Source organism: Pseudomonas sp. CC120222-01a (assembly GCF_003097235.1).
Taxonomy (GTDB): domain Bacteria; phylum Pseudomonadota; class Gammaproteobacteria; order Pseudomonadales; family Pseudomonadaceae; genus Aquipseudomonas.
On record NZ_QEQQ01000002.1, the window covers coordinates 89,529 to 102,768 of the forward strand.

Annotated in this window: 16 protein-coding genes and 2 pseudogenes; 6 read left to right on the top strand and 12 right to left on the bottom strand. The window is 61.3% G+C overall.

The window, feature by feature from the left end; genetic code table 11:
- Positions 1–39: 39 nt before the first annotated feature.
- Both N430_RS03305 and N430_RS03310 read left to right on the top strand, forming a co-directional pair.
- A complete protein-coding gene (locus tag N430_RS03305) occupies positions 40–870 on the top strand; it encodes a sigma 54-interacting transcriptional regulator (RefSeq protein WP_110632766.1) in 831 nt (276 codons plus the stop codon).
- A 175-nt stretch (positions 871–1,045) separates the two neighbouring features.
- Positions 1,046–1,831, top strand: a complete 786-nt coding sequence (locus N430_RS03310) for a MetQ/NlpA family ABC transporter substrate-binding protein (RefSeq protein WP_110632769.1) — start codon at positions 1,046–1,048, stop codon at positions 1,829–1,831.
- A 354-nt stretch (positions 1,832–2,185) separates the two neighbouring features.
- On the opposite strand, the gene N430_RS03315 is transcribed toward N430_RS03310, so the two are convergent.
- Both N430_RS03315 and N430_RS03320 read right to left on the bottom strand, forming a co-directional pair.
- A complete protein-coding gene (locus N430_RS03315) occupies positions 2,186–3,004 on the bottom strand; it encodes an alpha/beta fold hydrolase (protein WP_110632772.1) in 819 nt (272 codons plus the stop codon).
- A gap of 39 nt (positions 3,005–3,043) precedes the next feature.
- Entirely contained in the window at positions 3,044–5,410 is a 2,367-nt protein-coding gene (locus N430_RS03320; protein ID WP_110632775.1) for a penicillin acylase family protein, read from the bottom strand.
- A gap of 86 nt (positions 5,411–5,496) precedes the next feature.
- Between N430_RS03320 and N430_RS03325 the strand changes: the two genes are divergently transcribed.
- Entirely contained in the window at positions 5,497–6,048 is a 552-nt protein-coding gene (locus N430_RS03325; RefSeq protein ID WP_110632778.1) for a sugar O-acetyltransferase, read from the top strand.
- 37 nt (positions 6,049–6,085) lie between these two features.
- Here N430_RS03325 and N430_RS03330 read toward each other — a convergent pair whose 3' ends face one another.
- The 6 genes and pseudogenes from N430_RS03330 to N430_RS29910 form a co-directional block, all read right to left on the bottom strand.
- A complete protein-coding gene (locus N430_RS03330; RefSeq protein WP_110632781.1) occupies positions 6,086–6,361 on the bottom strand; it encodes a bacteriocin immunity protein in 276 nt (91 codons plus the stop codon).
- Positions 6,358–6,705, bottom strand: a complete 348-nt coding sequence (locus tag N430_RS03335; protein WP_371922755.1) for an HNH endonuclease signature motif containing protein — start codon at positions 6,703–6,705, stop codon at positions 6,358–6,360. The genes N430_RS03330 and N430_RS03335 overlap by 4 nt, the downstream gene beginning before the upstream one ends.
- 91 nt (positions 6,706–6,796) lie before the next feature.
- On the bottom strand, positions 6,797–7,072 hold the full coding sequence (locus N430_RS03340) for a bacteriocin immunity protein (RefSeq protein WP_110632788.1): 276 nt from the start codon (positions 7,070–7,072) through the stop codon (positions 6,797–6,799).
- Positions 7,069–7,413: pseudogene (locus tag N430_RS29905) on the bottom strand (HNH endonuclease signature motif containing protein); the annotation flags it as partial. The gene N430_RS03340 and the pseudogene N430_RS29905, both read right to left, overlap by 4 nt.
- Positions 7,414–7,506: 93 nt before the next feature.
- On the bottom strand, positions 7,507–7,782 hold the full coding sequence (locus N430_RS03350) for a bacteriocin immunity protein (protein ID WP_110632791.1): 276 nt from the start codon (positions 7,780–7,782) through the stop codon (positions 7,507–7,509).
- Positions 7,779–7,889 (bottom strand): hypothetical protein, encoded by a 111-nt coding sequence (locus N430_RS29910; RefSeq protein ID WP_371922756.1) that lies wholly within the window; start codon positions 7,887–7,889, stop codon positions 7,779–7,781. Before N430_RS29910 ends, N430_RS03350 begins: the two co-directional genes overlap by 4 nt.
- A gap of 106 nt (positions 7,890–7,995) precedes the next feature.
- Between N430_RS29910 and N430_RS29915 the strand changes: the two are divergent.
- Positions 7,996–8,148, top strand: a pseudogene (locus N430_RS29915) (DapH/DapD/GlmU-related protein); the annotation flags it as partial.
- A gap of 38 nt (positions 8,149–8,186) precedes the next feature.
- Here the strand turns inward: N430_RS29915 and N430_RS03360 are convergent.
- Entirely contained in the window at positions 8,187–8,462 is a 276-nt protein-coding gene (locus N430_RS03360; RefSeq protein WP_110632794.1) for a bacteriocin immunity protein, read from the bottom strand.
- The gene (locus tag N430_RS03365) at positions 8,462–10,093 is read right to left on the bottom strand and encodes an S-type pyocin domain-containing protein (RefSeq protein WP_256592059.1); all 1,632 of its coding nucleotides are present in this window, start codon (positions 10,091–10,093) and stop codon (positions 8,462–8,464) included. The genes N430_RS03360 and N430_RS03365 overlap by 1 nt, the downstream gene beginning before the upstream one ends.
- A gap of 15 nt (positions 10,094–10,108) precedes the next feature.
- Here N430_RS03365 and N430_RS29640 point away from each other — a divergent pair, with 15 nt between their 5' ends.
- A complete protein-coding gene (locus N430_RS29640) occupies positions 10,109–10,390 on the top strand; it encodes a hypothetical protein (protein ID WP_256592060.1) in 282 nt (93 codons plus the stop codon).
- Between the two features lie 340 nt (positions 10,391–10,730).
- Here the strand turns inward: N430_RS29640 and N430_RS03370 are convergent, their stop codons facing one another.
- Positions 10,731–11,294 carry a DUF6436 domain-containing protein gene (locus tag N430_RS03370; protein WP_110632797.1) on the bottom strand — a complete coding sequence of 188 codons (564 nt, stop codon included), beginning with the start codon at positions 11,292–11,294 and terminating at the stop codon, positions 10,731–10,733.
- 235 nt (positions 11,295–11,529) lie between these two features.
- Between N430_RS03370 and N430_RS03375 the strand changes: the two genes are divergently transcribed.
- Complete coding sequence (locus N430_RS03375) at positions 11,530–12,456, top strand: alpha/beta hydrolase (protein WP_110632799.1); 927 nt, start codon at positions 11,530–11,532, stop codon at positions 12,454–12,456.
- On the opposite strand, the gene N430_RS03380 is transcribed toward N430_RS03375, so the two are convergent.
- Entirely contained in the window at positions 12,457–13,209 is a 753-nt protein-coding gene (locus N430_RS03380) for a DUF2059 domain-containing protein (protein WP_110632802.1), read from the bottom strand.
- Positions 13,210–13,240 lie beyond the last annotated feature (31 nt).

A 13,240-nucleotide genomic window follows, 5' to 3' on the forward strand; every position in this document is an offset into this window, starting at 1 on the left:
TGACGCCCGGCCACCGATGGCCAGGGGCGGGAGTTCGTCATGACTTTTCAAAGCCCGTTCGGCCAGCCGCTGCTGACCTTCCCTGAACTGGACAAGAGCCCCCTGAGCATCCGTGCCAAGGCGCTGGTGTTCATCGATCCGCGCTCGCAGCAGTTGCGCCAGGCCCTGGAGCAGCTGGCCCCACAACCGTTACCGGTGCTGATCCGCGGCGAGACCGGCACCGGCAAGGAGCTGCTGGCCCGGCAGATTCACCGGGCCAGTGATCGTCCCGGGCTGTTCGTCTCGGTCAACTGCGCGGCCATCAGCCCGACCTATGCCGATGCCGAGTTGTTCGGCTACAGCGCCGGCAGCCAGGGTGGTACGGCCAGCAGCCGCGCCGGCTGGTTCGGTTCGGCCAATGGCGGCACCTTGTATCTGGACGAGATCGCCGACTTGCCCTTGGCGATCCAGGGCAAGCTGCTGGCGGCACTGGAGAACCGCGAGGTCACTCGTGTCGGCGCGCAGCAACCACAGCCGGTGGACGTGCGCCTGGTGGCTGCGACCAGCATCGACCTGGCGCGGGTGGTGAAGGCGGGGCGCTTTAATGAGCGCCTGTACCAGTACCTGCGCGAGGGCGCGCTGGAGCTGCCGCCGCTGCGCGAGCGCCCGGGCGATATCCTGCCATTGGCCGAGTATTTCGTGGGTATCTACAGCGTTCGCCTGCAGCGCCCGCTGGCGCTGATCAGCGAGGCCGCGCAGCAGGTGCTGGAAGCGCATGCCTGGCCGGGCAACACCCGCGAACTGGAGAACGTGATCCACTTCGCGCTGTTGGTGAACGACGGGGATGAGCTGCTGCCGGAGGACCTCGACCTGCTCAACCCCGCAGGCTAGACGAGCTAATAAGCAAACTGGGTGGTGGCAGATTGTTTTTGGAATAAGCAGCTAATTAAAAGATATTGTTACGGAATAAAAAATCTCGGTATCGTCCGCCTCACGCCCGCCGGTGAAACGGTTGGGCACCCGAATTCGCCATCCCCGATGGCTCAGATCCAGAATAAGGAAAACCATGAAGAAGACCCTGCTGACCACTGCCCTGGCCGCCGCCCTGTCGTTCGCTGGCCTGGCATCTGCCGCCGAGAAGCTGGTGGTTGCCGCGACCCCGGTTCCGCACGCCGAGATCCTGGAGCTGATCAAGCCGACGCTGGCCAAGGAAGGTGTGGACCTGCAGATCAAGGTCTTCACCGACTACGTGCAGCCGAACGTACAAGTTGACCAGAAGCGCCTGGACGCCAACTACTTCCAGACCCTGCCGTACCTGACCAGCTTCAACGAAGGCAAGGGTACCCACCTGGAAACCGTGGTCGGCGTGCACGTCGAGCCGTTCGGCGGCTACTCGAAGAAGGTCAAGAGCCTGAGCGAACTGAAAGACGGCGCTACCGTTGCCATCCCGAACGAAGGTAGCAACAGCGGCCGCGCACTGATCCTGCTGCAGAAAGCCGGCCTGATCACCCTGAAAGACCCGAAGAACGCCCTGGCGACCCCGAAAGACATCGCCGAGAACCCGAAGAAGCTGAAGTTCCGCGAGCTTGAGTCGGCCATGCTGCCGCGCGTGCTGGACCAGGTCGACCTGGACATGATCAACACCAACTATGCCCTGGAAGCCGGCCTGAACCCGGCCAAGGATGCGCTGGTGATCGAAGGCAGCGACTCGCCATACGTGAACTTCCTGGTAGCCCGTCCGGACAACAAGAACAGCGAGGCCATCCAGAAGCTGGCCAAGGCGCTGACCAGCCCTGAGGTGAAGGAATTCATCGCCAAGAAGTACCAGGGTGCGGTACTGCCTGCGTTCTGATTGTTTGATCGGTGTATGAAAATGCCGACGCATTTGCGTCGGCATTTTTGTTTGTGGCTGGCCTCACTGGCCTCTTCGCGGGCAAGCCCGCTCCCACAGGTACTGCACACGTTCAGAAGCTGTGCGAAGCCTGTGGGAGCGGGCTTGCCCGCGAAGAGGCCAGGACAGGCTCATGCCGAAGGCAGTCCACCCAAAGCCCGGCGCAGTACCAGCAGCCACAGCAGTTGTTCGTTGGCATCAGGCGAGCAGGGGCTGTTCATCATTATCGTCCTTGTTGGTGATGGCCTTCCAAGCCACAGTCTGAAGCTTTTTGAGGAGCGTGTTGCAGGAAAGATTCAGGCGGCGTCGTTTATCTCAGGGTTTGCGTGGCAGCCAGTTCAACAAGAACTCATTCACCACCTTGGGGTTCTCCAGGCTGGAGATATGCCCCGCAAACGGAATCTGCGCCGCCAGGCAGCCAATGATCCGCGCCATCTCGTTGGATTCTTCAGGCGGCCGCGGAATGTCCTGGTCACCACAGACCACAATGGTCTTGTCACCCTTCAGTTCACCCAGCCGCGCCAGCAAGTCGGGTCGCCCGAAGATCACCCGGCCCATCGGATCGAGGCTGTTGCGAATCACCTCTGCGCTGCTTGCCTTCAATGCTGCATGAAAGCCGTCGCGCACGGCGGGCACGGTCTGCCCAGCCGCATGGAAGAAGATCGGCACGACGATATCCAGCAATGGCTCCGGGAACAGCCCCGCCGCACTCGCCGCATCCAGCAAACCGAAGTACTTCAGCCGGGTCGCCTCTGGCTCGGCGCCGAGGTAGGTGTCCATCAACACCAGGCGGTCGACCCGCTCGGGGTGTTCGATGGCGAGCTGCGCACCCCACATGCCGCCGACCGACAGGCCGACCAGGTGGCACTGGGGGATGTCCAGCGCATCCAGCAGCGCCAGGTGCTGGCGGGCCAGGGCGCTCATGTCGGTGGTGGTGGCGGGTGGGGCGTCGGAGTCGCCGTGGCCCCAGAGCTCCGGGACGATGACGCGGAAATGTTCAGACAGCGCCTCGATCTGTGGCTGCCACATGTCGGCCGACCACAGGTAGCTGTGGCCGAGCAGCACCGGGAAGCCCTGGCCCTGGTCGACATAGCACATGCGTGCGCCGTCGATTTCGATGAAATGTTTTTGCATGGAAGGGTCTCGATTGGAAGGTCTCAAGGGTATTTGAAATCACTCGCGGGTTGGTACGAGCCTGAGCGTGCTCTGCGCCGGGATCACGCCCATCTGCGCCCGCTGGTACTTCCCTTCGATGTATCCCTCGGCCTGGTCCGCGAAATGCCGGTCGAACGGCACGCCACTCTGGCCGACCGGGTTGCTGGTCAGTGCCTGCCCGGCATCGGCGAAATCGATCAGGCGCCGGGTCGACGGCCCATAGGTCACCGGCCACGGCGCCGGGCCGATCTTCGCCGACAGGTTGTTGGGTACCTCGTGGGTGCCAGGGGCGGCAAACGGGCCGACATTGAACAGCAGGTTCAGCGGCTTTTTCGCGCCCAGTGGATGGTTGTGGGTCAGGGTGTGGGCCTTGCCCCATTGCCAGCTGGCTGGGTCCTTGCCGAGGGTGTCGCGCAAGTGGCCAAGGCTCTTCTGCCAGGCCGTGCGCACGATGGCGCTGCGGTCAGTGCGCTGGCTGGCGCCGCGGGTGTTCCACCAGGGCGAATCGGCGTCGGCGGCCAGGCGCGGCAGCGCGGCATCGATGGCGCGGGTGCTGATCAACACCGGGAACCAGGTGTCGCCCAGTTCGTCGTGCAACGCGGCATAGGCCAGTTCGTAGAGGAACTGGTTGAACAACGTGGCGCTGGTGGAGTCCAGCGGATAGTCGCCGCGCCAGGCGGCCAGCTGTTCGACCAGTTCCTTCTCCTCGTCACCCTGAGCGATCTGGCGCAGGGTCGCCAGCAAGGGCGCCAAGGTCCGCGGGCCGTAATCGCTGGCCGTGTCGAGTTGCAGCGCCTGGCTGTTCTGCGTGTCCCATTTCACCTCTGGGTTGGCCAGCTGGCGATCGAGCTGGCGGCCGCGGTCGGGGAGGTTGTAGTAGCCGGGTATCGGCACCACGGCCGGTGGCTGGTAGTTGGCCGAGACGATATAGCCGCTGGCCGGGTTCTCCTGCTGTGGGTTGACGCTGAAGGGGTAGAAACCGCGTTTGTCGGCCTGGCTGCTGGCGCCGTCGAGAATGAACGCCGGGTTCACGCCGTCCGGGCGAATCGGCAACTTCGCCGCCGCCCACCAGCCGATATCGCCACGGGCATTGGCCCAGACGAAATTCAGCCCCGGCGCCTGCACCTTGGCCGCCGCTTCGCGCATCTTGCCCAGGGTGTCGGCGCGGTTGAGCTGGTAGAAGCCTTCGAGGATCGGGTTCTCGGTTTCGAGGAACGCCCACCACATGGCAATCGGCGTGGTCCCGGCCGTCGCGCCGAGGACCTCGTTGACGATCGGCCCGTGGGGTGAGCGGCGCAGGTTGATGGTGACCGGTTGCTCGCCTTTGACTGCAATCTGCTGCTCGGTCTTTTCCAGAGTGCGCCACTGGCCATCGACCATGACCTGGTCAGCGTTGGCAGGGTTGGTCTTTTCCGCGATCAGGTCGACGTCATCGTTCTGGAACATGGTCAGGCTCCAGCCGAAGTCACGGTTGTGCCCAAGCATCGCGAACGGATTCAGCGCCTGGAAGTAGCCATACAGGTTGAAGCCTGGTGCTGACAGTTCGGCCTCGTACCAGACGGCGGGCACGGCAAAACTGATATGCGGGTCGCCGGCCAGCAAGGGTTTGTCGCTGCGGGTGTGGCTGCCGGAAACGGCCCAGGCGTTGCTGCCTTCGAACTGCGGAATGCCGGCTTCCACCAAGGCCTCGTGGCTTGCGCGGGCCACGGTTTCGAGGCTTTGCCAGTCGGCCGCTGCCAGTGGCGTGCCCAGGGCGCCCTGCGGTTGCCAGTCGAGGTCGAAGATCTTCAGGTATTGCGGACCGAGTTGATCGCGTATGTAGGTCAGTGCGGGTTCGGTGCGAAATGCGGCGGCGAAGCTGTAGGCCAGGTAGCCGGCGATGCTGAGGGTGTCCTCGGCGGTAAATGGCCGTGGCGTGATGCCGATCAGGTCGAACTCCATCGGTTTGGGGTGGCTGGCCTGCCAGGCGTTGACGCCGTCGAGGTAAGCCTGCAGGGCTTGCCAGGCCGGGGACTGGTGGTCCTGACGCTGGGCCATGAGTGCGGCCTGTTCACGGATGCGCAAGCTGCGGAACAGGGTATCGGTGGGCAGCAGCTTGTCGCCAAGCACTTCGGCCAGCTCGCCACGGGCCAGGCGGCGCATGATCTCCATCTGGAACAATCGGTCCTGGGCATGCACGTAGCCCAGGGCGCGGTACAAGTCCGCCTCGCTCTGCGCTTGCAGATGGGGCACGCCACGGGCGTCGTAGCGCACGCTGACCGGCGCCTGCAGCCCGGCCATGGCCACTTCGCCTTCGCGCTGTGGCAGCTTGCCTTGCACGTACCAGTAACCAGTGCCAGCGGCCACGGCAATGACCACGGCCAACAGGGTCAGGCTGCGCTTCATCGAGACTCCTTGTGCATTCGAGCGGAAACTGTGGTCCGATCATCGACGGATTCGCGAACAGAGCATAGCCCCCGGAAGGAGTTTCCATGTCCCTCAGCGAAAAACAGAAAATGCTCACAGGCCAGCTCTACCACGCTGGCTGCCCCGAGCTGCAAGCCGAACAGATCGCCAACAAGCATTGGATGCACCGCTACAACAACAGCGTCGAACTGCTCAACGACGCGCGCAACGGCCTGCTGGCCGAGCACTTCGGCCATGTCGGCGAAGGCACGGTGATCCGCCCGCCGTTCTATTGCGACTACGGCTACAACATCAGCGTCGGGCGCAACACGTTCATGAACTTCAACTGCGTGATCCTCGACGTGGTGCCGGTGCGTATCGGCGACGACTGCCAGATAGGCCCCAACGTGCAGATCTACACGGCTGACCACCCGCTCGACCCCGAGGTCCGCCGCAGCGGGCTGGAAAGCGGCCGGCCGGTGACCATTGGCAACAATGTGTGGATTGGTGGGGCGGCGATCATCCTGCCGGGGGTGACCATTGGTGACAACGCCGTAATTGGTGCCGGCAGCGTGGTGACCCGTGATGTGCCAGCGGGGGTAACCGTTGTGGGTAACCCGGCGCGGGTGCGAGGTTGAAATGAAAAGCCCTGCGGTTTGGCCGCAGGGCTTTGGGTCAGGCGGGTTTGAAGCCAGGTTTGCCGTTGGCGGCGCGCCATTCTTTGATACGGTTTACGATACCTTGAGGGCTCTTGTCCGAGCCTGCTGGAGGCCGTGTAAGGACGTCTGCTCCATCTGGGTGCTCTGTGATTTTCCTAAAGTTGAAAACAATCTTGTCTCGAAAACTTTCCAACTCAACACCACGACGGCCCGCGCGATTCTCGTACAGCTCTGTTATGAGCGTGAGGAATTCATCTTCTGCGTAATCCTCCAATTTTTCCTTGAGGGTCATAGATTGCTCTCCTTGTGGTGATCAATATGAACTCGAGGCGTCATGAGCAATAGATTGTCCAAGTCATACACGGCGCCACCGTTTGCGATTTCATGCTTGTGATGGATTTCTATTTTCATCCGCCTTCCAACCCAATGGTTCTCAGGTGCGAACGGAGCAAGTCCATTTCGCATGTTGTCAGCGTCCAGCAATTCTAAATATTGCTTGAGCTCCTCATCTGCAGCGATTTCCACCGATATGGCTTCTCTAAGCCTATCGAACCTTGCAAACCGCCGCGCCCTCAGCTTTTCCGCAATTCTTGTAGGAATTTGCGCTCCTGCCGCCGTGCTAGCGACATCCAGCAAACTGGCCAGCGAGACAACCGTTGTGGTTAACCCGGCGCGGGTGGGAGGTTGAAGTGAAAAGCCCTGCGGTGTTGGCCGCAGGGCTTCAGGGTCAAGCGGGTTTGAAGCCAGGTTTTCCGTTGGCTGCGCGCCATTCTTTTACGCGGCTTACGACGCCTTGTGGGCTGTCTTCCGAACCGGGTGGCGGATAGCAGATTACATCCAGGCCTTCGGGGTGCTCTGTGATTTTTTCAAAATGATAAACAACCCGGTCCCGATATTGTTCGAGTTCAATGCCATGTAACCCTGTCCGATTTTCGAACAGTACTGACACCAGCGATAGGAACTCTTGCTCTGTATATTCTTCCAGCCTGTCTTTGAAAATCATGGGTTGCTCCCCCTGTGTTCGTTGATGTGGACCTTGGGAGTCATGAGGACAAGATTATCCAAGTCATACACTGCTCCGCCTTCGGCGATCTCATGTTTATGATGAATTTCCAGTTTTATTCGCTTCCCTACGCGGTCCTCCTTTCGTGAGAAGGGAGCAGTACCATTCTCCATGCTCTGAATGTCTACGCGAGAGAGATGCATTCTGAAAACTTCATCCGCAGCAATTTCCTTCTAGATAGCTTCTCGAAGCTTATCGAACCTGCTGAACCGCCGCCCCCTCAGCGTTTCCGCAATTCTTGAAGGAATCGGCGCTCCTGCCGCCGTGCTAGCGACATCCAGCAAACTGGCCAGCGAGACAACCGTTGTGGTTAACCCGGCGCGGGTGCGAGGTTGAAATGAAAAGCCCTGCGGCGTTGGCCGCAAGGCTTTGGATCAAGCGGGTTTGAAGCCAGGTTTGCCGTTTGCGGCGCGCCATTCTTTTACGCGGTTGACGACGCCTTGCGGGCTTTTTTCCGCACCCTCAGGAGGATAGGAAATTACATCTGATCCATTGGGATGTTCTGTGAGGCGTTTAAAGTTTATAACTATTTCATCCCTAAATGCCTCAAGGTCTTTACCTACACGGCCTGCCCGATTTTCATACAGCTCTGTGATGACTGCTAGAAACTCGGCCTCAGTATAGTCAGTAATTTTTTCTTTGAGTGTCATTGATTGTTTTCTCTGTGATGTTTGACATGAACTCGAGGCGTCATAAAAACAAGATTATCAAAGTCATAAACAGCACCGCCTTGAGCGATTTCTTTGCCGGTGTGCATCGGTGACGACTGCCAGATCGGCCCCAATGTGCAGATCTATACGGCCGACCATCCACTCGACCCCGAGGTGCGCCGTAGCGGGCTGGAGAGTGGGCGGCCGGTGACCATTGGCAACAATGTGTGGATCGGCGGGGCGGCGATCATCCTGCCGGGGGTGACCATTGGTGACAACACCATCGTCGGTGCAGGCAGTGTGGTGACCCGTGATGTGCCGGCGGGGGTGATGGTTGTAGGTAACCCGGCGCGGGTACGAGGGTGATATGAAAAGCCCTGTGGTGTTGGCCGCAGGGCTTTGAGTCAGGCGGGTTTGAAGCCAGGTTTGCCGTTTGCGGCGCGCCATTCCTTAACGCGGTTGACGACGCCCTGCGGGCTTGTATCTGCCCCTTCGGGAGGATAGTAGATGACATCTGATCCGTCAGGGTGCTCAGTCAATTTCTCAAAATTTAACACTATTGAATCGCGTCGTCGTTCAAGCTCATTGCTGTTGAGGCCATCGATATTGTGATAGAGCTCTTTGATTAGCATAAGAAACTCGACTTCTGTGTAATCTTCTAGCCTTTCTTTCATGATCATTAGTTGTTCTCCTTATGGTGTTCTATGTGTACTCTTGGGGTCATGAATACGAGATTGTCGAAGTCATAGACAGCGCCTCCCTTCGAGATCTCGATCTTGTGATGTATCTCTAATTTGGCCCGTTTGCCGACCCAGTGGGTTTTTGGGGCATATGGTGCTTTCCCGTGCATCATGTCGTCGATGCTCTGCGGCAAAATGTGGTGTCTTAGAACTTCATCCGCAGCTATCTCTCTCCATATCGCTTCCTTGAGCTTATCGAACCTGCTAAACCGCCGTCCCCTCAGCTTTTCCGCAATTCTTGCAGGAATCGGCGCCCCTGCCGCCGTAGTAGCCGCATCCAGCACCCTGTCCGGCGTAACTGCTCCATTCCCACTGGCAACCCCCGGCAGATACCGTGGGCTGCGCAACATCACATAGATCGGTGCCAGCCCCGAATCTGCGGGGAAGATGATGACGTAGTCATCGATCTGCAGGTCGGGCAGTTCGGGGAAGGTGCGGATGTCAGGCTGCGGCGGGACGATGATGTTGCCCGGCAGATGTTTTTGCAGGTCCTCGACGATGGTGGCGCCTGGGATGACGCTGCCAAACTCGCCCTCGGTGTCCAGCGTCGAAGGCGGCGTCGCGGGGTGCCAGAGTAGCGTCGCGCCGCCTGGACCCTCGGCGGTGAAACGGTAGGCGCCTTGGGTGCTGTCCCATTGCGCCTGGCGCACGCGTACATCGCGCAGGATGCTGCTGCCATCCGCAGCCGCCAGGTACACCTCGGTCTGTGTGCCTTGGGGTACGGCATTCATCCGCAGCGGCAGCTCAAGGGTCTGGCCAACCTTGCGGTTCGCCTCTTGAGTAAGGTCTGCGCCGGGCGTCATCATGGCGAGCGGGACTGTGACGCCCATGCGTTCGCCGTCGCCCAGGCGGGCGGCGTAGAGCAGCAACGTCAAATACCTGGCCGCACCGGGTAGCAGCCGCAGCGCCGCGTTGCCGATGGCGGTGCCCAGCGCATCCCAGACCGGTTCGAAGTACGCCGTACCGCCGCTTGAGGTGGTCACCACCAGCGCGTGGTGAGTGCTGGCGACCCAGGCATTGAACGTGACGGGGGTGTTGCTCGGCGTACGCCCTGTCAGTGTGCTGAGCAGAGCCTGCTCATCGAAGGCTGCTTCAACGGCACTGTTCGCCTGCAGGTGCAGCTGCTTTTCCACTGCTTCTTCGGTCGCCGAGGTACTTGCATGCTCGGCAGCATGGGCTGACGCCTGGGCCTGCAAGGCAGCCGCTTGCGCCCGGTGAGCTTCGGTGGCCCTGGGGCCATGAAACTTCAGGTCGAAGTCGAGCCGCGAAATGTCCGACGCCAGACGCCAATATTGCACGCGTTTGTGGGTGCCTGCGGCGTGTCGATGTCCGCGCGCCTTGAGCAGGTCGGATGTTTCCCGCTCTAGCTCGCGGCTATGTTCCAGTGCTGCGGCTTCGGCGATGTCCTCATGCCGGTGCCGCTCGAAGGCCGTGAGCATGCGCTGCAGCGTGCTGTTTGCCACTTGTAGCTCGTGATTGGCAGTGAGCGTGCGGACGATCGTCTGCTCAACCCGGTCCGGTGACCGGGCGATGCTGGCGTTACTGTTTTCCCGGGCTCTGGCGCTGGACAAGTTGCTGCGCAGCAGATGCTGGCGCCGGACCAGCTGGTCGCGCTGTTGCTCGAGGTACTTGACCTCGAACGCTGCCCGGTAGGAAGCGAGCCAGGTTTGGCGGGGATCAGCCTGAGCCCCCAGCGCACGTCCTGCCGCCAGGAACTCGCGAAAGGTGCGATGCTCCGGGTCTGTGCCAAAAAAATGGTTGGCTTGCTGGCGCGCAGCGTCCAGGCGTGGGCCGAGTTGTGCCTGCAGCTGATTGACCGCAGCGATTCTTCGCTCGATGGCCTGGGACTCGCTGAGGCCGGCCAGTGAGCCCGCCTGCGCAAGAATGGCCTGATCCAGGTCCGGTTCGAGGGTGGCCTAGCGCTGGTCGTGTTCCTGCTTGACCGTTTTCTTGTCGTTTTCGATCTGCGGAACCAGGTCGATGACCAGGAGGCCTGGGCGGAAAGCGGACACCAGGTGATGAGGTGGTATTCGGTTGTGACCCCAGAGGACGCCGGAATCAAAAGGTAGGCGGGTACTGTCTATCGGGCTTTCGGGTAGTACGATGGGGTCTCGATGCGACATACAGTTTCTCCAATGATCTGTATGTCGTCAGGCTAAAAATTGTCCTGCGGGGCAACGCTGTAGATATCTATCGGGTACCCGCTATCTACCAGGGGCAATAACACCCTATGGCCAAGGTATTGGTGGCCTGCACGGGCCGCCCTGCGATCAAGGCCTTGATGATCGGCTCGATGAAGCTGTTGCTGGCGTTGCACACGGCGCCTTCGCTGTAGGGGCCGAAGTAGGCCAGGTTACCTTGTCGGTCCCAGATCGCCACGGCGGGGGAGGCGGGCAGGTGTTCGCTGCCGGGCAAGTGGACGATGGCTTGCAGGCTGGCGAGGTTGGCGGGTAGCTGCCCATGGCTGCCGGGCTTTTGCACGACGTGGAAGGCCACGCCTTGACCGGCGAATTGGGTAATCAGGTCGCCCAGGTGCTGCTGGTTGCCAACGTTGCACGGGCAGGCCGGGTCCCAGAAGTGCACCACGCGGATCGGGCCGGGGCCGGCGAGTTCGGCGGGCAGTTGCAGCTGGCTACCGTCGAATAGCGTGGTCTGGTTGTCGAACGGGCGCAGATAGCGGGACTGGAAGGTGGTGTAGGCTTGCCAAAGCACAATGGCACAGAGCACCAGTGCGAGGCCCAACGATATCTGTTTGATGTTTCGAATTTTCATGAAATGTCCGCGGCATTTTTGTGGGAGCGGCCTTGTGTCGCGAAAGGGCTGCAAAGCAGCCCCAGGATTTCAGCAGCGCTGCAGACATCGCTGGGGCCGCTTTGCGACCCTTTCGCGACACAAGGCCGCTCCCACAACTGATCTGTGCTGCCTGTTCGAGGTGTGCAAGCTTGCCACGACGCCGGCCAGAGCTGAATATCCCAGATCAATACTCGCTCCGCCTTGGATGTACCCGATGCCCGCTGCCTTTCACCCCGATACCTTGCGTGCCAGCCTCGCCCCCTTGGTCAAACGCCAGCCGTTGTCCACGCAAGCGCAGGATTATCAGCGCTTCTATGGCCTGAACCTGTCGGCACAGAGCTGGCTGGGCGGTTTCCAGGCGGCGGGGTTCGAGCTGGTTGGGCAGGTCTGGCTACCGGAAAAGCCAGTTGCGACGCTGTTCCTGTTGCACGGCTACTACGACCACATGGGCCTCTATCGGCATGTGATCGAGTGGGCGTTGAAGCTCGGTTATGCGGTGATCAGCTGTGACTTGCCGGGCCATGGCCTGTCCAGTGGCGAGCGCGCCAGCATCAGTGATTTTGCGGTGTACCAGCAGGTGCTGGAGGCCTTGTTCGAACAGGCGCGAGGCCTTGAACTGCCACGCCCCTGGCACCTCTGCGGGCAGAGCACCGGTGGCGCCATCGCCGTGGACCACTTGCTGCACCAAGGTGACCGCAGCCCGATCGATGGCGAGGTGATCCTGCTGGCGCCGCTGGTGCGGCCGCGCTCGTGGCGCTGGTCTAAGTTCAGCTATCGGGTACTGCGCCACTTCGTCAATGGCATCGAGCGGCGCTTCAGCGAGAACACCAACGACCCGACTTTCCTGCCCTTCCTCGAAGCCGACCCGCTGCAGCCGCGGCGGCTGCCCACGGCCTGGGTCGGCGCCTTGATCGCCTGGGTCAAGCGCATCGAGGCGGCGCCGCATTGTGCGCGACGGCCGTTGATCGTGCAGGGGGAAGCGGATGGTACGGTGGATTGGCCCCACAACCTCGAAGTGCTCAAGGCCAAGTTCAGCGAGCCGCAGATCCTGATGTTGCCTGAAGCGCGCCATCACCTGGCCAACGAGCTGCCGGACATTCGCCGGCGCTACTTCGACTTCATCAAGCAGCGCCTGGGCTGATCACTTGAGGTCGGCGCTGTTCTGGCCCACCGCCAGGCCGGCACGCACCGCAGCCACGGCGGCCTGGTAATAGGCCTTGCCGTCTGGCGACTCGGCGAAGGTGGCGAACTCTTCCAGTTCGTCGTCGGACAGGTCGCGGTAGACGTACAGCAGGGTGTTGTTCAGGTCTTCGCCGATCTGCCCCTTAAGACGCTGGCGCTGGCCGTCGAGCAGGCCCTGGGCCTGGCTGGCGCCGAACAGCCCGGGGATCATCGAACTCAGGCTGTCGGCGGCCACCCCGGCGATCGCCAGGCTGACTTCGGCGCCGGCTTCGCGGGCTGGCAGGGCCTGGGCCAGGTGGCCGATAACCAGCATGCGGTTGTCGCTGGCCTGCATCTTCGGCAGGCCTTTGGCGTTCTTGGCCAGCTGGTCCTTGCGCGTGGCCAGCAGTTCGGCGGCGACAATCTTGCGCCCCAGCGGCGACTGGAAGAAGGCCAGTGCCGGCGCCGGGTTCGCCAGCGTGCTGCGCAGTTTGGCCAAGGCACGGTTGTCCATTGCCTGGGCCTGGAAGCGCTGGTTGCTGTTGTTGACCAGCGCCTGGTAAACCGCAGGCGGCAGGCTATTGCGGTAGCGCTGTTGGGCGGCGCTCACGGCATCGGAAAAATGGGCGCGCTGGTCGGGCCAGCCGGCGGCCTTGTACAGTTGATCGAGGCTGTCTGCCCAGACAGGCATGGTGCAGATCATCAGCAGAAGCAGGGAAAACAGACGGTGCATTCAGGACTCCTGTCGGCAGGTGGCTATTGTC

What these genes read in the sequence shown, in the direction of transcription:
- N430_RS03375 (WP_110632799.1), top strand. Translation starts at nt 11,530, where the DNA reads ATGCCCGCTGCCTTTCACCCCGATACCTTGCGTGCCAGCCTCGCCCCC.
- N430_RS03340 (WP_110632788.1), bottom strand. Translation starts at nt 7,072, where the DNA reads ATGATTTTCAAAGACAGGCTGGAAGAATATACAGAGCAAGAGTTCCTA.
- N430_RS03330 (WP_110632781.1), bottom strand. Translation starts at nt 6,361, where the DNA reads ATGACCCTCAAGGAAAAATTGGAGGATTACGCAGAAGATGAATTCCTC.
- N430_RS03370 (WP_110632797.1), bottom strand. Translation starts at nt 11,294, where the DNA reads ATGAAAATTCGAAACATCAAACAGATATCGTTGGGCCTCGCACTGGTG.
- N430_RS03305 (WP_110632766.1), top strand. Translation starts at nt 40, where the DNA reads ATGACTTTTCAAAGCCCGTTCGGCCAGCCGCTGCTGACCTTCCCTGAA.
- N430_RS29910 (WP_371922756.1), bottom strand. Translation starts at nt 7,889, where the DNA reads ATGCACACCGGCAAAGAAATCGCTCAAGGCGGTGCTGTTTATGACTTT.
- N430_RS03325 (WP_110632778.1), top strand. Translation starts at nt 5,497, where the DNA reads ATGTCCCTCAGCGAAAAACAGAAAATGCTCACAGGCCAGCTCTACCAC.
- N430_RS29640 (WP_256592060.1), top strand. Translation starts at nt 10,109, where the DNA reads ATGCTGGCGCCGGACCAGCTGGTCGCGCTGTTGCTCGAGGTACTTGAC.
- N430_RS03320 (WP_110632775.1), bottom strand. Translation starts at nt 5,410, where the DNA reads ATGAAGCGCAGCCTGACCCTGTTGGCCGTGGTCATTGCCGTGGCCGCT.
- N430_RS03310 (WP_110632769.1), top strand. Translation starts at nt 1,046, where the DNA reads ATGAAGAAGACCCTGCTGACCACTGCCCTGGCCGCCGCCCTGTCGTTC.
- N430_RS03315 (WP_110632772.1), bottom strand. Translation starts at nt 3,004, where the DNA reads ATGCAAAAACATTTCATCGAAATCGACGGCGCACGCATGTGCTATGTC.
- N430_RS03350 (WP_110632791.1), bottom strand. Translation starts at nt 7,782, where the DNA reads ATGACACTCAAAGAAAAAATTACTGACTATACTGAGGCCGAGTTTCTA.
- N430_RS03380 (WP_110632802.1), bottom strand. Translation starts at nt 13,209, where the DNA reads ATGCACCGTCTGTTTTCCCTGCTTCTGCTGATGATCTGCACCATGCCT.
- N430_RS03360 (WP_110632794.1), bottom strand. Translation starts at nt 8,462, where the DNA reads ATGATCATGAAAGAAAGGCTAGAAGATTACACAGAAGTCGAGTTTCTT.